4 protein-coding genes are annotated in these 20,699 nt (G+C 57.0%); 2 read left to right on the top strand and 2 right to left on the bottom strand.

Annotated features, from left to right (window positions below; all coding sequences use genetic code 11):
- Window positions 1-147: 147 nt before the first annotated feature.
- Entirely contained in the window at window positions 148-1,590 is a 1,443-nt protein-coding gene (locus tag Pla52nx_RS26815; protein ID WP_146518970.1) for a sodium/glutamate symporter, read from the bottom strand.
- A 424-nt stretch (window positions 1,591-2,014) separates the two neighbouring features.
- Between Pla52nx_RS26815 and smc the strand changes: the two genes are divergently transcribed.
- Both smc and Pla52nx_RS26805 read left to right on the top strand, forming a co-directional pair.
- Complete coding sequence (gene smc, locus Pla52nx_RS26810) at window positions 2,015-5,611, top strand: chromosome segregation protein SMC (protein ID WP_146518969.1); 3,597 nt, start codon at window positions 2,015-2,017, stop codon at window positions 5,609-5,611.
- Window positions 5,612-6,546: 935 nt separating this feature from the next.
- Window positions 6,547-19,599 carry an Ig-like domain-containing protein gene (locus Pla52nx_RS26805; RefSeq protein ID WP_197454368.1) on the top strand — a complete coding sequence of 4,351 codons (13,053 nt, stop codon included), beginning with the start codon at window positions 6,547-6,549 and terminating at the stop codon, window positions 19,597-19,599.
- Between the two features lie 12 nt (window positions 19,600-19,611).
- On the opposite strand, the gene Pla52nx_RS26800 is transcribed toward Pla52nx_RS26805, so the two are convergent.
- Window positions 19,612-20,454: a sugar phosphate isomerase/epimerase family protein gene (locus Pla52nx_RS26800; protein WP_146518967.1), complete on the bottom strand. Its 843-nt coding sequence runs from the start codon at window positions 20,452-20,454 to the stop codon at window positions 19,612-19,614.
- Window positions 20,455-20,699 lie beyond the last annotated feature (245 nt).

Here is a 20,699-nt window from a genome sequence, read left to right as displayed (position 1 = left end):
AGTATAGCCTTTAGGCGATTGGGGGCTGGTGTCAGTGTTGGTTTAGTGTTGGTTCAGTGCTGAGCGGCTAAAGCCTGGACTCCAACGTTGGAGTGTAGCCTTTAGGCGATTGAGGGCTGATGTCAGTGCTGGTTCAGTGCTGAGCGGCTAAAGCCTGGACTCCAACTTGTTTCGATTCCAGAGGCGGCCGGTGAGGATCAATGCTACGACGATCCCTGTGATGATAGTTGCGGGCCATGCGATTGGGACGCGTTCCAAAACCAACAAGGGAAGTGCGACGGTGATCATGCCGCCGCCGATGAAGGGGGCGGACAGCGGGGCGGCGAGCGCGTAGTCCGTTGCCGCTTGCGTCTTCAGTTGCGGATCGACCACGCGTAGCAATACAAAGCCCGTGGCGGTGGTGCCGGTGGACATGCCGTAGTTGATCAAGCCGAGTTGGAACCAGCAGTCCGCGGGCAAGATCCAACGCGAGATCAATAGCAGGCAGACGGCTGTCCAGATCGCACCAGTAACGAACAAGATCATGAAGGGTCCCAGCAGGGTTGAGATCAGCTCGAGGTTCAGTGAAGCGATTGCGGCGACGACGAGGATCTCCATCGCCGTGGACGTCAACCGATTGATCGTGGCGTTGTCGATTTTGTCGGCGTGTCCCGTCACCGTCAGCAGCTTGCGAACCGCCAGACCGCCGAACAGCGTGTAGATGAACAACGGAAAGTTCAATACGTGTGAGAACGTCAGTCGGTTGTTGAGTTGTTTGTCCGCGTCGTCGGTTGTCGCTGTGTCTTGAATCCACTGTGAATCGATCCAGGACGCATCGGCGCTAACCAATGACTGCAACGCAAGTCCGATTCCAAAGGCCAACGCGAGCCAGATGACTTGCAATAGCAGCGGGTCGATCGTGTCACGATCGATACGTTGAATGCCAATCGGGATTCTTTCTCGATCCAGGGTTCCTGTCGCGTTGCGTTGCGAGTCGGTGCGTTGAATCCAACCCAGTCGTGCGCCGAGGTTGATCCATCCGATTCCTGAGACCACACCGTAGACCAGTCCAAAGGTTGCCATCAGCACGCCGAGGTCTTGGCCGCTGGGCAGGTCGATTGAGGGATGCCGGTAAACTTGGCCCATCGCAGCCGCGGTGCCGTGGCCGCCGGCGAACCCGGTTTCGATCAGCATTCCGAAGGAGTTTGGGACGTCGAAATACGATTGCACCAACAGCCACGTTGCGAGCAGGCCGACGGCGGTTTCGCCCAAGACGATGATCCACACCATTAGACCTTGTTTGCCCACGCGGGTGAAGCGATTCGTCAGGGCCGAGCCCCGCGAGTCGCCCGGTGTGCTTTCAAGCAGCATGCCAGCGAACACGATGGCGATCAGGAATCCCGGCCACTTGGCGAGGGTCTCAGCCAAGTTCCTGGCGATGAGGTTGGCCATGGGCAGCTCCACGGCATTTGCCGCCTGAATGACCACCAGTCCGATCAGTCCGGCCACAACCGATGCGGGGATAAAGAGCCAGCGAAGCACGCCGAGGGATTGTCTCAGCACCACACCCATCAGCAGCAGGACGGCGACGAACAGAAAGGCAACCGTCATGGCGTCGTGGGCGAGGTGCTGTGGGGTGGGGAAACGGAGCGAGCGTGATCGCAAGATCAGGATTGCCCATCTTACGGTGATTGGACGATTGTCGCTCGACGTTCCACGTCGATAGCGATCTCCGCTGTACGTTGTCGACTCGGAGAGTCGAACGACAATCCGCAAGCGGTAGCTTATTAATCGCACCTCCCGAGAGACGCGGCTACGGGAATACACGCCCGGTTATGCCGGTTAGGAGGTCTGCGATGCCTGGAAATGCGTGCATTGCAGTGTTTTAGGGGGTTTGGGTCGGCGTTTTGTTTTGAAAAGAGCTAGGCCAGGCAGCGTGTTTCATCTACTCTTGAGGGGTGCTGTTTCGTGAAGTTCAGCCACCCCACTGACGAGCCGACTGCCCTCCCCTTTTACCGCGATTCCGTTTCCCCGCATGCTCAAAGCACTCGAACTGGCCGGTTTCAAGAGCTTTGCGGATCGGACGCGTTTCGATTTTCCGGACGGGATCACCGTGGTCGTCGGGCCAAACGGTTCGGGGAAATCCAATATCGTCGATGCCATCAAATGGGTGCTGGGGTCTCAAAGCGCCAAGAGTCTGCGTGGCAAGGACATGTCCGACGTGATCTTCAAGGGATCGCAGACGCGTGCGGCGGCCAATGCGGCCGAAGCCACGATCATCTTTGAAAACGCCGACGGCAATCTGCCGGTCGATGCCCCGGAAGTCCACGTCACGCGGCGGGTGTACCGGAGTGGCGAGAGCGAGTACCTGATCAACAATCAGGCCGTTCGACTGAAGGATGTCCGTGATTTGATCCGTGGCACGGGGATCGGAATCGACGCATACAGTCTGATCGAACAGGGAAAAGTCGATCGGATGTTGCAAGCCAATGCCAAGGATCGTCGCGCGATTTTTGAGGAGGCGGCGGGGATCTCGCGCTTCAAAGCCAAGAAGGTCGAGGCCGAGCGTCGCTTGGCCCGCGTGCAAACCAACTTGACCCGATTGGGTGACATCGTCGACGAAGTCGGCGCGCGGCTGAAAAGCGTTCGCAGCCAGGCCAGTAAGGCCGAGCGTTACCGGCAAGCCACCGAGCGGCTCAAAGAACTGCGAACCGTGGTCGCGTGGACGGACTGGGCGCAGATGCAGTCCGAGTCTGACGAGATCAAAACGGAGTTTCAGCAAGCCAACGAGCGACTGAGTCAACTGGAGCAGCAGCGTGAGGAGATGACTCAGCAGCGTCAAGCTGCCGACGCGCAGTTGCAACAGATCGCCGACGAAGCACAACAGCTCGAGTCCGTCCGGTCGACTTTATCGCAAACGATCGCGGAATTGGCTGGACGCCGAGAGGCCGACAAATCGTCCGTCGCCGAGTTGCGTACGACGATCGCCAAAGCGTTGCGGCGTGTCAGGCTGTTGCGTAGTCAAGCCGGTTCGGCCGCCGCGGAGTTACGCGGCGCCACGGATCGGTTGCAAGCTTACCAAGACGAACTCGCATCTGTGCGTGAACGTGCCGGGCAAGTCGAGCAACATCGCGACAAGATCCAACAGGAAATGGACGGCGTGCTGAAGAGCCGCGATGAGACTCAACGCGAGCACTTGGCCACCGTTCGCGACGTCGCCGATCGTGAATCGGCGCGTCAGAGCATCCAAGCACGGATCGCGGAAGCCGGTCGCTTGCTGGTGACTTTGGCGACACGGTTGCAAGCGGCTCAGTCGGCTCTGGAGGCGGCGAATCAAGAAGCGGAAAAGACACGGCTACGTTGTAGCGAACTGGAACAACGGATTCAAAAGGCGTCCGCCGACGTTCAGATCGCCGAAGCCAAATCGCAGGAAAACCGTCGAACTTTGTCGCGACGTCAAGAAGAACACTCGGCGTTGAAGACGCGGCTGGAAGGTGTGCGTCAGCGGCACATCGTTTTGGAGGATTTGCAAAGACGTCAAGAAGGAGTCTCGGGCGGCGTGCGCACGTTGCTCAGCGATGACAACGGAGGGGCCAAGCGTTTCGCGTCGTCGATTCGCGGGATGGTCGCCGATTTGATCAAGGCCGAAACGTCGGTGGCACCGATGATCGACACGGCGTTGGGTCACCGCAGTCAGTACGTTGTTGTGACGGGCACCGAGATTCAAGATGCTGTCGTGCGTTCCGAGTTGGTCATCGATGGCCGCGTGGGTTTGCTGCGTGCCGACGCGTTGCCCGCGACTCACGATGCGGACCGCATCAAGCTGGATGGCTTGCAAGGAGTCGTGGGGCGTGCCGACCGTTTGGTGCAATGCGAACCCGAGCATCTGCCCATCGTCCAGCACTTGCTCTCCAGCACATGGGTGGTCGATTCGCTGGAGACCGCCATGGGCTTGCGTAAGCTCGGTGGCAAGGAGATGCGGTTCGTCACCCAGTCGGGCGAAGTGCTGGAGAGTGATGGCGCGATTGTGGTCGGCAAGATCGGCACGGCGACCGGTTTGATCAGTCGTCGCAGCGAGTTGATCGCCGCAGCGGAAGAGATCGAGCACTACACGTTTCAGATTCACGACAACGACGAGGAAATGGCACGCTTGCTGGAATTGGTCGAGACGCAAGATTCGGAGCTTGGGCGGGCCGAGCAAGCTCATCGTGCGTTGTTGACTCAGCATGCGGCTGCCGAAGCCGAGCGGCGTCACGCCAGCGAACGTGTGGCGTCGCGTCAGGGAGCACTCGAAGAACTGCAGTCCGAGATTCAGACATCCAGTGACGAGCAAGCGGCGGCCAAGAAAGAAGACGTCGGTCTGGAAGCCCGCATCAAGCAGGGGCGAGAAACCATCGAAGCCTTGGAGATGCGTTCGGCCGAGATCGATGAGATGATCAGCGAGACCCAGTCGGCGTTGCAGGCAGCCACCAACGCGGTGATGGAAGTCTCCGTGGACGTTGCCCGTGCAGAGCAGAAATACGAAGCGCTGTCGGCAGCAATCGAGCAGCAGCGCCGGGATCAGGGCGAGCGACAAGCTGCGGTCGATGAGGCGCGTGGTGCGGCCGATGCGGCGCGACAGCGTTTGGACATGCTGACCGCTCGGATGTTGGATGCGACCGATCAACTCGCCACGCTGCACTGGGACGCAGAGCAGAACGAGCGAAAGCTGCGGTTGTTGGCCGAAGACGCCGCGCGAGTTCGCCAGTCCAACCGGGACGTGATCGCCGCGAGTGAAAAAGCGATGAAGGCGGCTGCGACTGCCAGTGAAGCCGTTCACTCGCTCAACGCGCGTCGCGACAACTTGGTCATGCGGATGGATTCGCTCGCCGAGCGTTTGCAGGAAGACTACCAAATTGATCTTCGCGGCGATGAGCCGCCGGAGGATTTGCAAGAGCCTGAGAACCGACAAGAAGTCGAATCAGAGATCGCGCGTTTGCGTGAACAGTTGCAGCGAACCAGCAGCGTCAATATGGAGGCGCTCGAGGAACTGGAGGGGCTGCAGGAACGCTACGACCATCTGCACTCACAGTACGAAGACTTGTCGGCGGCGAAAGATTCGTTGCAGCGGATCATTGGACGCATCAACGCGGATTCACGGCGATTGTTTCTCGACACACTCGAAGCCATCCGGCAGAACTTTCAAAAGTTGTATCGCAAGTCATTCGGCGGCGGGCATGCGGACTTGGTTTTGGAAGACAGCGACGATCCGTTGGAAGCCGGTGTGGAGATCGTGGCGACACCGCCGGGCAAACCGAGTTTCAGCAACTCGTTGCTCTCCGGTGGTGAGAAAGCGTTGACGGCGGTGGCGTTGTTGATGTCGATTTTCCAGTATCGTCCCAGTCCGTTTTGTGTGTTGGACGAAGTCGACGCGCCGTTTGACGAAGCGAACATTGGTCGATTCGTCACCGTGCTCAATGAGTTCTTGGACCACAGCAAGTTTGTGGTGGTGACGCACAGCAAGAAAACGATGACCGCCGCAACGACGTTGTACGGCGTCACGATGCAGGAATCGGGCGTCAGCAAGCAGGTCTCGATCAAATTCGAAGACGTCAGCGACGACGGCGAGATCACCGAGGGCGAAGCCGCGTAGGTTTTGTCATTGGGTCGGCGGCGAATGAATTTGTGTCTTTGTTTGGTGGCTCGTGGTGGCCTGCTCAAAGTTTTGGGGTTGTGGCATTATGGGTTTGCGCGGGCTCTGCTGTCACCTCCACCGGCGCAGCTGGGGGATGTCGGATCAAGCGAAGCAAGATCAGGGAGGGGGCTACGCGCTACAAACCGCGTTGGTCAACCTATTTCCTTCACACGTACCCCCTCCCTCGCATTCGCCTAAACAGCTCTGCTCGACCTCCCCCAAGTTCCTTGGTGGAGGTGACACGGGGAATAAAACGGTGGCGGCAAAAGAGCGTTTCAACCTCTTACTTGTCGCAGTCCAGGCTCGTGGTCTGATGGTCGGCGGCTTGGGACGCATAGCACCAGCCTGTAGCTTTGGGGGGGGCGGTGCTTAGCAGCTGACAGGTGTTTGAGTGCCGTTTGATGCGTTGAAACCGATGCTGGGCGTTGGAAAAGCGGGTGTTTTGACGAGATCGTTCCGGGGCAACCTCCGGGGCAACCTCCGGGGCAACCTCCGGGGCTCCTGACCGCTACGACCTGTAAACTTGCACCCCGCTGTCGGCTGGCTTACTTTAGTCCGTTCTCTCTGGAGCATGTTCGGACCGGAATTTGGTTTGGGCGGCTGCTAGGAGCTTTTTTCCTATTGAGCGAACGATTCGTTCTCAGGCCATAGTGGTCTGAAAAAAGCGAATGGTTAGCTCTTTGACCCGCCATCCTATCTCATTCTGCACTGGACATCGGCACTGGTACTGGCGTTGCTGCGTCGGCCAACAAATGCCCTGCAATCCCATCATGAGCATGTCATTAAAGAGTCAACTGGTTGAAGATCACGGCAATCATCGCATCCAACCCAGGTCGAAGAGGACACAGGGTAGGCGTCGTCGTCGATTGCTGACAGAGCGGTTGGAAAACCGCATGTTGTTAGCATTGGATGTGTCACTGCAGGTTATTCGTGATGCGGAGATCATCGACACCAACCGCGATGGTACGTTCGATGTGATCTCTGAAGCGGCTTTGGGAATGGATGCGCGAGACTCCGCTGCGGCGCCGGCCGAAACGAAGGTGGTGGTTTTGGAATTTGACACGACTTCGATTCCTGCGGGAACACAGATCGAGGCTGCTGCGCTTGAATTCTTTGTCCAGTCAGTGCCTGCGGGAACCAGTTACACGGTGGAGGCGTTTCTGGGCGATGGAAACATTCTACTCTCGGATGCAACAGCAGTTGGAGTGACAGCAGGCACATTCATCGGTGGGTTGACGGGCGGAAATGCAGTGTCATTGGATCCTGTTGTGTTGTCAGGAGCAATTGCTTCCGGGGCTTTAACGCTAAGGATTCATGCGAACACACCCGCTGGTGATTTAAGGATTCATAGCCGCGAGGGAGCTAGGTCGACGTCTTTTTACCCTAACTTGCGATTGACCTTGGCTGAGCCTCCAGGAACGGAGCAAACTGCAATCTCCGTCTCATCGGATGCGGAAGTGATTGACACCAATCGGGATGGCAGCTTTGACGTCATCAATTTCTCCGGTAACACAATTGCGATTGATAATCGTGTTGCGGCAGGTGATCAACGCGTCGGCGTGTTTGAGTTTTCGACCTCAAGCATTCCGACCGGTTCGACGATCATTTCGGCGGCGTTGGAGTACACCGTTTTCGACCAAGACGTAAATTCGACAATTAACATTGACGGTTTTGCGGGAGATGGAACGGTGCAATTGTCTGATGCCTCAGTCGTGGCTCCATTGCTGGGGACATTTAATGCCTCTATGACGGGCGTGGGAACGCACCGGATGTTGATTGATCCCGCGTTGATTTCGGCGGCGATCAATTCGGGGAGCGTTACGATTCGCGCGCGCAGTGTTTTGGACTCCGGCGGGACCACGGTGAGGGCGATTGAGGATCCGAGGAATACGGACGAAGTCAAGCTAGACGTTGTGTATTTGCCGCCGGCGCCTACGATTGATTTGGCAGGTGGTCTCGGACTCGGGGAAGGCGCGATCTTTTATGGAGCGGAGTCCAATGACGTCAGCGCTCGCTCCGTAGATATTCTTGGTGATCTTAATGGCGATGGATATGACGACGTCCTTATTGGTGCCCTTGGCGGTGACGGCTTGGGCAACGGAGCCAACTCCGCGGGAGAATCGTACATCGTTTTCGGTTCTGCATCGTTAAATCCGCTGCACGACCTTGTGAATCCAGGGGTTGCGGACGTGATCATCTACGGTGCCGACAACTCAGACGAGAGTGGCAGCAGTGTCTCTGGAATCGGTGACTTCAACGGGGATGGTTTTGATGACATCGCAATCGCAGCCGTCGGCGGCGACGGGGGCAACAATTCCCGTAGCGATTCGGGCGAAGTATATGTGTTCTACGGTGGACTGTCGCTGCCCGGGGCAATCAATCTGGCAGCGGGAAGTGTGCCGGACTTGACGATTTACGGTGCGGATCTCAATGATCGTTTCGGGGCTTCGATTGCCGGGGGAGGCGATGTCAACGGAGATGGTTTGGCGGATCTTTTGGTTGGTGCTTTTGCCGCTTATGGGGCGACCAATTCAGAGAATGCTGCGGGCGACGCATACATTATTTACGGTTCTACGACTGCACCGCCGCAGATCGATGTTGGGACACTTGGCACGGCGGGCGTTGCGTTGTACGGGGGACGGACCTTTGATCAAGCAGGGGTGAGTGTTACCAACGCGGGAGACGTTGATGGGGATGGTTACGCGGATGTTTTGATCGGCGTACCAGGAGCGGATGGCCCAGGCGATGCCAAGCTTGATGCGGGGGCAGGCTATTTGGTCTTTGGCGGCCCCACGCTACCTCCTTCTCTCTCGCTGGATAGCTTGGGCACCGCGGGCGTCGTCATTCACGGCGTCGATAGTGGGGATCGTCTGGGGGATGTGCTCAGCGGCGCGGGCGATGTCAATGGCGACGGTCTCGACGACATTCTCGTTGCCGCCACGAACGCCAGCGGAGAAACAAATACGGACAACGCGACTGGGGAGGCCTTTCTGATTTATGGGCAGATGGCGTGGCCCGCATCGATTGATTTAGCAACTCCCCTGGCAAATGGTTTCGTCATCTACGGTGCAAACGCAAATGATTTTTCAGGGAAGGTGCAAGGCGGTGGGGATATCAACGGGGACGGTCTGGATGACATTCTGATCTCGTCGCCGGGCGGTGATCCGTTGGGTGGAACTCGAAACAACGCCGGTGAAGCACATGTGCTTTTTGGTCGCAGAGACTTTCCCAGTCAAATCAGGTTGGACGACCTCGATGGATTTGGCGATCTGACGCTAACGTTTCTAGGTGCAGACGCCATGGACGGTCTCGGGGAAGCCATTGCGATGGGTGGCGATGTCAATGGGGACGGATACGATGACGTTTTGTTAGGGGCTCCCGCTGCAAGGAGTGTTGGAAACGGTCGTGCGTTTGCTGGCGAGACGTATCTGATCTACGGTCGCGATTTCATCGGGGGCGTTACGCGTCAGGGAACGCCTGCAGGGGATACGATCACCGGTTCTTTCATGGACGAAATCATCGTTGCTGGCGGGGGCGATGATCGTGTTATCAGTCGCAGTGGTACTGACAGCATTCGTGGCGGACAGGGCGACGATACGATTCAGATTACGCCGGGTGGCTTCGAACGAGTGGTTGGCGGGACAGGTGTTGATACCTTGGAGGTCGTCGGTACCGGGACGCTTAATTTACGTGGGCTGCCTGACAATCGCATTCTAGGGGTGGAGGCGATCGATCTGACGGATATTTACCAACAGACTTTGCAATTAGATGTGATGGATGTCTTGAACATCAGTGATGAATCCAATGAGCTGATCGTTCGTCGAAATCTGAACGACACCGTCGATATCGGCGGTGGATGGAATTTGAGGGGAGATACGCTGATCAACACCGATTGGTTTGAGGTGTATGAGCAAGGCAACGCGCGACTGTTGTTGGAACATTATCCGTTCACGGTATCGGGGGTAGTGTTTGAAGACATGGATGCAGCGGGCGACAGGGATATACCTGAGGATCTGGGGTTGAGTGGTGTGGAGCTGCAGTTTTTTCGAGACGGTGGCGACAATTCATTTGGCAATGATGGAAATGGATTGGGGGCGGGGACGGGGATTGGCGGTGACGACGATATTCTGATCGCCACCTTCTTGAGTGGCGTAGATGGAACCTATTCGACCCCGCGGGTCGCCGCTGGCACTTATTTTCTGAGAGCCAGTCTTCCCAGTCGTCATGTAGCAACAACTTCGACATTTCCCCGTATCGTGGAATTAACCGGCAACAATGTTACCCGCAATTTTGGTAGCGCGATTCCGGGCTCAATTCATGGGTTCAAGTTTGAGGATCTCAATCGAAATGGAGTGTATGAACCGTTGATTGATGCTCCGATGAGTGGCGTGACATTCAGGATTAGCGGGATTGATGGGAAAGGAAGCCCTGTTAACCAAATCGTGGTCAGTGATGCCAACGGTGAATTCTCTCTCACCGGATTATTGCCTAGTGTTCGTGGCGAATCCCCAGGAACCGGATATGTGGTGAGCGAGACTGTGCCTCAGGGGCAGGTCGCGACGACACCGCCCACCGTGATCGTCGATTTGCAAAGCGACGAGAACTTGGTCGCTCAGGCTGGTCAAGCCAACTTGGTTGTGTTGCCGTTGCCTGAACTTGATTCGGCGTTTGGCGTCGATGGAGCGTTTATCCATCTATCGGACAGAACCGCGTTGTACGCCAGTGCATTGCAATCTGATGGCAAGATCGTGAGCGTAGGGCGCGCCGATTTTGGAGCGACTGCGGCCGGATTTCGAGTGACTCGGCTCAATTCCGATGGAACGCTGGATACGACTTTTGGCGTAGGCGGCGATGTCGAGATGCAGGTGGTCGATCCAGACGACCGTGCCTTGACCGTTGCCATCCAAGATGATGGTAAGATTCTGGTCGGCGGGCGACAGGGGACCGGGGATTTTGGATTTGTGACTCGGCTTAATGCGGACGGAAGCGTTGATACGAGTTTCGCAACGGGCGGCACTTTATTGCTCAGTGATCCGGCAGACAATCACGTTGTGGAGCATCTGCTTGTTCAACCCGACGGGAAAATTGTCTTCAACGTTGAGAACCGCGGAGACATTGTTGTCGTCCGGCTCAATTCCGACGGAACCTTTGATAATAGTTTTGGAATCGGGGGCTATGCCTCCATTGATGCCGGCCAGTCGTCTGTTACCTCCAGCTCTGCTATCGCCCTGCAGTCAGATGGAAAGATTGTCGCGGTACCAGATTTCACGAATTCCAATCAAGTCAAGGTGGTTCGCTTCACGGCAGCGGGAGCCGTGGATACAGGCTTTGGATTTGGTGGTGTCAATTCAGTATTCTTATCCGGTAACTTGGCCACAGGGCATGGCGTGGTCATTCAGCCAGACGCACGCATTCTGGTTTCAGCGAGCAATGGAACGACCAATCCTATTGATGGTACTGTGTTCAACAATGCGGTTGTGATGAGGTTGATGCCCAATGGTGCGTTGGATACCTCATTTGCGAATTCAGGCATCTATCTTTCGGATTCGATTTTTCCCGAGTTCATTTATGGGCCGACACTGGGACTACTTAGTAGTGGCAATGTGGTGCTCGGCGTTGGACGTGGCAGTGACAGTGGAATCACGACCTTGGATCCGTCTGGCGCGTTGCTGGAAAGAGGCGTAGCGCAGTATACCGTTTCAGTTGCCAGTCATTTATTTGTTCAGCCGGATGACGGGCTGATTGTCACCGGCAGTCGCCACGTATTGCGGTACTCGGACGTTCGCGTGTTGGGCGACGAAATTGACTCGGGATCGACGCTGCAATTTGGCAACGTCCGCCTCGATTTTGGCGATGCGCCAGATTCCTATCGAACCTTGCTCTCCAACTCAGGTGCCCGGCACTACGCGGTTGGACCGACCTTGGGGCCGGCGCGCGATGGTGATTCAGACGCGCAGGCTCCGTTGGACGGTTCCGGCGATGGTGCAGACGAAGACGGCGTGACGATCGGAACCTTGACTGCAGACCAGATGGGAACGGTGACCGTGAATGTTCAAGGCAGCGATGCACTGTTGGACGCATGGGTTGATTACGACCGCAATGGCGTGTTCGATCCGACGGATCGTATCGCGACGGCGCTGCCGGTGTTTGTCGGCGACAACGTGCTGAATTTTACGGTTCCGCCGGATGCGGTGAATGGTGGCACGTATGCGCGGTTTCGCTTGAGCACTGCTGGCGTTGCGAATCCTTTTGGACTTGCCGTGGACGGAGAGGTTGAGGACTACGCGGTGACCTTGGTTGGCGATACTCAGCCGCCTCGTCCGGTGATCACGGGGCCATCGAGTCCTAGCAATTTAGATCCGTTTGATGTCACGATTGACTTTGGTGAAGAGGTCAATGGGTTTGATGGTACCGATATTGTGATCAGTGGAGCCACGGTAGTGGGCCTGACTGACGACGGTGGCGGTGTATTCACGGCGACGATTGATGCCCTGGCTGACGGCTTGATTTCAATGTCTGTACCGTCCAATAGGGCTACCGATCGGTCGGGTAAATGGAACCAGTTCTCAAACTCGTATTTCATCACGATCGATACCGTTCCACCGGCACCGTTCATCACGGGGCCCATCGTTAGCCCTGTGCCCGACTTCTTTACCGTCTCGATTCATTTTGGCGAAGCAGCGATTTTGCAAGACTCCGACTTGATCGTCACTGGAGGAGTCATTGATAGCCTGACCAATTTGGGGGGCGGTGTTTTTCAAGCGGTGATCGACGCGTCCGGTGATGGAACGGTGACGGTGCAGTTGCCCGCAGGTGTGGCGAGTGATTTGGCGGGCAATCCGAACCTCGCGTCCAACCTGTACAGCATTGATGTGGACGCCACTCCGCCGACACCGACGATCACGGGGCCTGTAAGTCCGATCGCGTCGAGCAACTTTGATGTGACGATCACGTTTGATGACATAGTCTTTGGGTTTGTCGACACCGATATCACGGTCGTCGGAGGATCGGTGGCGAGCTTGGTCGACAATGGTGGAGGCATTTATACAGCGACGATTTCGGCGGTGGCCGATGTAATGCTATCGATTTCGGTGGGCGGTGGGTTGACCAGCGACGTTGTTGGGAATCTCAATCTGCCGTCCAACGTGTTTGATATCCGTGTCGACACTCTGGCTCCGATGCCGATCATTTCGGCGACGAATCCTAACAATCAAGATCCCTTCACCGCGACGATCGACTTTGGAGAGTCTGTCAATGGATTTGATCTGACCGATTTGTTGGTCACTGGCGGCGCCGCCAGCAATTTGACGGATCAGGGAAATGGTCGATACACCGTTTCCGTGGATGCCATGGCAGATGGCGATGTCAGTTTGCAAGTTCCTGCCGGCGCCGCGATCGACGATGCATTGTTGGCGAGTTTGGACTCAGGTGTCTCCGTCGTGACGGTCGACACCACTCGTCCAAATCCTGTCATTATGAATCCTGGGACGGCATTCGTTGCCTCTCGTCAATTGGATTTGACCGTTGTTTTTGGTGAAGAGGTCACCGGTTTTGGTTTGACGGATGTATTGGTTGCCGGTGGATCGGCGACCAGCATCACAGCGTTGCCGACGCCTGGCGAGTATGTGGTTCGAGTGGTGGCAGCCGCGGACGGACCGTTGACGGTGCAGATTGACAGTGGGATCGTTTTTGATATGGCCGGGAATATCAATTTCTCGTCCAACGTCATCGCAGTGACGGTGGACACCGTGCGTCCGACGCCGGTGTTGACGGCGCCGCTGGATCCGCAATCGAATCCGTTCTTGGTGACGGTTGATTTTGGCGAAGACGTGACTGGATTTGACGCCAGTGATTTGGTCGTGACCGGTGGGACGACGGGCGCGATGACCATGATCGACGCGAGAACCTACACCGTCGAAATCACCGCACCGACGGATGGACCGGTCAGAATTGAATTGCCCGCCGATCAGGTTGTCGATGCGGCACTCAATGGGAATGACGCAGCGAGTCAGTTGGATGTGGTGGTGGATACCTTGAATCCGGTTCCGGTGATCACCGGTCCGGCGGGTCCGACCAATGCCGACTTGATTGATGTGACGATCACCTTCAGCGAACCCGTGACTGGTTTTGACGCAAGCGACATCGGTGTGGGCAATGGCGTGATCGCTCAGTTCGTCGCGCTGAGTCAAACCAAATTCCTGGCTCGGATCTCGACGGGTGGCGATGGCATTTTGACGGTGGATGTTGATGACGGTGCCGCGACAGATTTGTTTTCACGATTAAGCCTAGCGGCGATCCAGTACTCCATCGAAATTGACAAAAAGGGACCGACGCCCGTGTTGACTGGTCCGGCGAGTCCGTCCAATCAGGATCCGTTTGGCGTGACGATCGATTTTGGAGAACCGGTGAATTTCTTCATCCCCGAAGACATCATCGTCTTTGGCGGTCAGGTCGCGAACTTGGTCGATAACGGTGGTGGTGTTTACACGGCGACCATCGACGCGGACGTGGATCGTCGCGTGATTGTCTTGCTCAATGCAAACATTGCGGCTGACTTGGCGGGCAATACAACCAAGCCGAGCAACGCGTTGCAGGTGGTGGTTGATACACTGTCACCCACGCCAGTGATCTCCGGGCCAGCCAGTTTTACCAACAATGATCCCTTCGATATTCAGATCGATTTTGGTGAATTGGTCACGGGGTTCGATTCGTCTGATTTGTCGGTGACGAATGCTGTCGTTTCGGCGTTGGTTGACAATGCGGACGGGACCTTTACCGCAACGTTGACGGCTGCGAACCAGGGATTGGTGACGGTGGATATCAACGCGGGCGTTGCCAGTGACATTGCGGGCAACCCGAACCTGTCGGCTGCGCAGTTTTCGGTGCTCATTGACACGGCAGGACTGGTGCCATTCATTACAGGGCCTGCGGGGCCAGCCGCCGTGGATTCGTTTGACATCACGATCAACTTTGGCGAAGCCGTCAATGGGTTCGAGATTGCCGATTTGGTCATCGATGGTGGTATCGCGAGAGACTTTATCAACCTGTCGCCCGGCTTGTATCACGCGACGATTGATGCGGCACGCGATGGTGTGATCACCGTCAACATCCCCGGCGCCATCGCATTGGACTTGGCAGGGAATTTGAATCTGCCTGCGACGCAGTACAGCATGATCATCGACCGGATCGCGCCAACGCCCGTGATCACGGGACCGGCAAGTCCGACCAGCAGTGACCCGCTGACGGTATCGGTGGACTTCGGCGAGCCAGTCACCGGGTTTGGGATGTCGAGCTTGGCCGTCGGAGGTGGTGTGGTCACTGGGATTGTTGACTTGCTCGATGGAGAGTACTTGGTGACCGTCGACGTTGCCACTGACGGAATCCTCTCGTTGGACTTGGCTGGCGGAGTGGCCATTGATGGGGCTGGCAACAGCAGTTTGCCGGCGGTTGGATACACAACGGTCGTGGATACGGGGTTCCCCACCCCGGTGTTGAGTGGCCCGACCGGATTGCTCACTCAGAGTGTCTTCGTGCTTTCGGTCGACTTTGGTGAAATCGTCGGAGGGTTCACAGCGAACGATTTGATGATGGTAAATGGAGTTGTGCGTGCGGTCGACAATCTGGGCGGTGGGCAATACGCGGTGACCATCGAGTCGATTGCCGATGGCGTGGTCAGCGTTGATATTCCAGCTGGAGTTGTACTGGATGTCGCGAGCAACCCAAATTCATCCGGAAACACGTATTCCGTTTTCGTCGATACCGCCACTCCGCTGCCGCTGTTGACGACGACTCAAAGCGAGACCAACCAGAATCCGTTTGCAGTTGAAGTTGACTTTGGCGAGGAGGTCGTCGGACTGCTGGCGGGAGATTTTTTGGTGGCTGGCGGCAGCGTTGTTTCGTTGACGGATTTGGGCGGTGGTCGATATGCGGCGAGTGTCAGTGCGACCAGTGATGGCGGTGTTTCGATCGCGTTGCCATTGGGAGCTGCAAATGATTTGGCGGGGAACGTCAGTCGGGGTTCTCAAACCTTGAGTGTGGTGGTCGACACCACGGGACCCTCACCGACCTTGTCTGGGCCGTCCAGTCCCACGAACCATGACCCGTTTTCCGTCGTGGTCAGCTTTGGCGAAGAGGTCTTGGGATTTGTGGCCAATGATCTGCTGGTCAGTGGCGGTTTGGTGACCGGGCTGACGAGTTTGGGCAATGGGCAATACATCGCAACGATCGATGCTGATGCCGACGGCACGGTCACGGTGGGACTCAACGCGGATGAGGTGACCGATTTGGCGGGCAACGGCAATGTTGCTGCGTCAAGTGTGTCGGTGGAGGTGGATACCGTTGGGCCGATGGTGATGCTCAGTGGACCGGTAAGTCCAACCCCGCTGAGCACCTTTGATGTGGCGATCTCCTTTGGCCAGCCGGTGAATGGTTTTACCGTCCGCGACGTATCGGTATCCGGTGGTCTGTTGACGGGATTGATCGACAACGGTGGTGGCGACTACGTCGCCACGATCACAGCCAATGGCGAGGGGAGTGTTTTTGTCAGCGTTCCGCAGAACGCGGTCACCGATGACGCGGGCAACGCCAACACTGCCTCAGGGCCTTTGGTCATCGTCGTTGACACGGTCGTTCCTCAGCCGGTGTTGCAAACGGTTTCCACAGCGATACGTCAAAATGCCTTTGATGTTCTGATCCGGTTCGGTGAAGTGGTCAGCGGATTTGATGCGTCCGATGTGATGGTCCAGGGTGGGGTTTTGACGAACTTGATCGACAACGGGCAGGGTTTGTACACCGCCACGATGTTGGCCGACGGCGAGGGATTTGTGACCGTGTCGGTTCCGTCGGGCGTGGTCGCCGACGGGGCGGGCAGCCTGAACGTTGCATCCGATGATTTGGTTGTGAAGGTGGACTTGAGTTCGCCCAAGCCGGTTCTTTCTGCGACTCGTTCTCACGTCAACACATTCTTGTTTGATGTAGGCATCGACTTTGCGGAGCCCGTCAGTGGATTTGGTTCTAGCGACCTGATCATCAGCGGTGGCTCCTTGGTATTGTTGCGAGACAACGGAGACGGCAGCTTCACCGCGACGGTGAATGCAGCATTTGATGGCACCGTTTCCGTCGCCGTTGCAGCGGGATCAGCCAGTGACTTGGCGGGCAATTTGAATCTGACGGCGGATCCATTGGGTGTCGTCGTGGACACGATTGCGCCTTCGGTCGTTCTCTCGGCAAGCAGTGTTCCCACCAACGCGACGCAGGTGACCATTTCAGCCGCATTCAGTGAATCTGTGTCTGGGCTAGACACGGATGATTTCACCGTCAGCGGTGGCGTGGTCAATCAGGTCGTCCATCAGGGAGGCAATGTTTACGACGTATTGATTGATGTCGCAGGAGATGGACTGGTTTCTGCATTCATCCCCACAGGGGCGGCCACGGACTTGGCGGGTAACACCAGTCGTATTTCCAACACCGTTTCGGTCGTGGTCGATCAGGTCGCTCCCGTCCCGAGGTTGAGCGGACCTGTCACTCCGATCAACTTCAATCAGTTCGGAGTCACGATTGATTTTGGTGAGTTTGTCAACGACATCGATGCCGGAGATGTCGTGGTGACGGGGGGCACTGTTTCGAGCGTGAACCATTTGGGCAATGGACGATTTGGACTGACGGTTGATGGCGAGGAAGGCATCGTGACGGTGGACGTGCCTGCGGGGCAAACCCAGGATGCCGCGGGCAACGACAACTTGGCTGCAACACCATTGCAAGTCATCGTTGATTTCACGGCTCCGACGCCGGTGATCTCGGGGCCTCAGAATCCCTTGAATGTTTCAACCTTTGACGTCGTGATCGATTTTGGCGAAGCGGTCAGGCAGTTCACGGCGGATGACATCAGTGTTGTCGGTGGTGCTGTCGGAGCATTGGTGGACAACAACGATGGGACCTATACAGCGAGTGTCACGGCGGTAGACGAGGGAGTGGTGACATTACGAGTTGCCTCTGGTGCAGCCCGAGATTTTGCCGGCAATCTCAGCAATGCAGCGTTGGCTACTGAGGTGGTCGTCGACTTGCGAGGTCCCCGACCATCGCTTTCGGGACCGTTTGGCCAGATCACGACTCCGAGTTTCGTCGCGTCCATCGACTTTGGTGAGACCGTGACGGGTTTTGTTATGAGTGATGTGAGTCTTAACGGTTCAGGAGCCACGGTCACGCAAGTGGTCGATGTCGGAGGCGGACGATTTGACGTGATGATCGCGACGCTGATGGATGGAGCCGTTGTGATGGACGTCGCCGCCGGAGTCGCCAGCGATTTGGCAGGAAATCCCAGCTTGGTTGCTGTCAGTCCGATCTCGTTTAACGTCGCTGCCGATTTGGACTTTGGTGACGCACCCAGTTCCGCACAGTCGGGGTTTGCTGGTAGCTATCCCGTCTTGTTGAGCGATGATGGGGCGAGGCATTCGCGTAGTACGCTGGTATTGGGGCAAAGCGTCGACTCAGAAAGAGATGGGACGCCGACGGTCAATGCTGATGGCGACGGAGCGGACGAAGATGGAATCGGCGTGGTGACTTCATTGCTCGTTGCTCCGTCGGAGACGACGAGCAGCGTGTCCATTGAGGTCTCTGGTGCCGGTAAGTTGAATGGTTGGATCGATTTCAATCGGGACGGCGACTGGGAGGATGCGGGAGAGCAGATTTTCGTTGACCTCGCAGTCTTGCCTGGAATGAATTTGAAGAGTTTCCAAATCCCGGCCGGCGCACTGGCAGGTTTGACGGCGGCCCGATTCCGGCTCAATGATGTCGGTGGTTTGTTGCCCTCGGGGGCAGCGACTGGGGGCGAAGTCGAAGACTACATGATCGACCTGGTCGATACTTCGGCGGTGACGGATGTCTCGGTGGACCTGGTCGGCAACGCGTTGCTGGTTTCCCGGGAATCCGACGAACTGGTGATTCGTGAGGGGCAGACCGAGCGTTTGCGGGTTCCCGCAGATGGAGTGAATGCGATTCAGCTTAGCGGCACCGATGGCGATGACATCATCGTCGTGGATGGTCGCGGCGGTGATCCTTTGCCAGCAGGCGGGATCGCTGTTGACGGTGGTGGTGGGGCCAACACGCTGCGTTTCTTTGGTGCGGACGGGACGATCGATTTGACCGACACTCGTTTCCAAATCCAGGACATCAACATCATCGATATCTCCAGTATTGATCTCAACACCGTGGTCATTGATGCCGCGACGATTGCTCAAATGAGCCCCGTGGACAACCACGTCCGCGTGCGGTCGGGGGCGGGGGATCAGATTGTCATCCCGGGCGCTGACCAATGGCGTCTATCGACACCTGTCATGGAAGGCGGACGATTTTATCTGCGTGCTGAACATCAAGGCGCTAGTGGTGGGGCCATCGACGCCGAAGTCGCCAATGGCTGGCATAATTTTCTGCGTGAAAGCGATGTCAACAATGACGGTGTGGTGACTTCGCTGGATGCCCTGGTGATCGTCAACGAGTTACGCAGTCGGTTGTATTCCGCACCGAACGGGAATTCTATCCCGGCTGCCAGTGCCACAATTTGGCCGGGCGAGTACTACGACCAGAACGATGACGGCCGATTCTCTGCCTTGGATGCGTTGGGGGTCATCAACGAAATACGCGACGCCCGGTTGCTGTTGGCCGGAGGTGAAGGTGAGCGGGTGGTGATGACGCTGCCGGCTCAATCGGTTCGTGTAGAGACGGTCCGCAAGGAGCAATCGTCAACGGACGTGATCGAAACGGACGGCTCGTTGAGCATCGCAGAGGAGTCCATCACGTCGGACTTTGCCATGGACCATGCGACGGCGGTTGGTCAGGCAACGGCCGTCGAGGTGAGTGGAGGAGGAGAGAATGCCGAGTCCTTGTCACAGAGAGACGTCGACGCGTTGTTCGCGGACGACGCGTTCTTGAAACACGGTCTGGGTTCCTAATGGCCTGGGATCCTAAAGGATTTCTGACCTCAGTTGCGTCAGTAGTTGGATCGCGTGACTGATTTCTGCTTTTTGTCGCTCGGGATCTTGAGGGATCTCGCGCTCGATGGTCAGCGGACCGGTGTAGCCGATTTCCTTCAACGTTTCGAGGTACTTGCGGATATTCACGTCGCCTTCACCCAAGGGGACTTCGGCGCCCCAGGTGTCTCCGGGGTGATCGCTCCAGGTGCCGTCCTTGCAGTGAATGCTGCGGACGTGCTCGGCCACGCTCTGCAGAGCTTCGATTGGTTCGCCCGTGCCGTACAGGATCATGTTGGCCGGATCGAAATTGATTTTCAGATTTTCTCGGTCGACTTGGGCGATGAACTCCAGCAAGCCGTCCGCGGTTTCTTGACCGGTCTCCAGGTGTAAGAACTGGCCGTGGCTTTGGCAGTGGTCGCACAGTCGTCGCGTCACGTCCACGATGGGGGCGTAGTCGGGGTCTGTCGGGTCGTGGGGGATGAATCCCAAATGCAATGCCACGGTATCGCAGCCGAGCCAGTGAGCAAAATCCGAGATCTGCATCATTTCGGCCAACCGGCTCTCGCGGGTCTCTGGGGGGACCAGCCCGACGGTGCGGACGACCGTGGGGATATCCGCATAGCTTTCGCCGTCAAAACCTCCAAAAACCGCCGTGCACTGGACTCCCATGGCGTCCAGTTGGCTGCGGAGAGTCTGAGCGGTCTGCTGTGTGCGTTTGTCGCCGTGGGGGGCGTGTAGCTGAATCGTGGGGACACCGAGTTGCTCGATCACGTCCCAGGCGACGCCCAAACCAGCGTCCACGGACGCGAACACACCAATTGGCCAGGATTCCATCGATATTCTCATCATCAAGAGCAGGGGGAAATGGATGCGGGACACGAATGATATCGAATCTTGAGGCGGCGGACACGGACGCTGTGGGGGCGAATCGGAGGGAATCTGGTCGCCTCCGGTCGTCGAATCGTTGATCGGTCGTCACAATGACCGGTGTGTGGACGACTCGGACGTATGGGCAGCTTGAATCGGCTGGGCAGACTTTCGACGCACCACCCTCCCATCCAGTGACGGACCGCCCCCAG

The sequence above is a fragment of the Stieleria varia genome (assembly GCF_038443385.1).
GTDB lineage: Bacteria > Planctomycetota > Planctomycetia > Pirellulales > Pirellulaceae > Stieleria > Stieleria varia.
The sequence above is the reverse complement of the archived record's forward strand: the minus strand, read 5'-3'. Positions and strand labels throughout refer to the sequence as shown.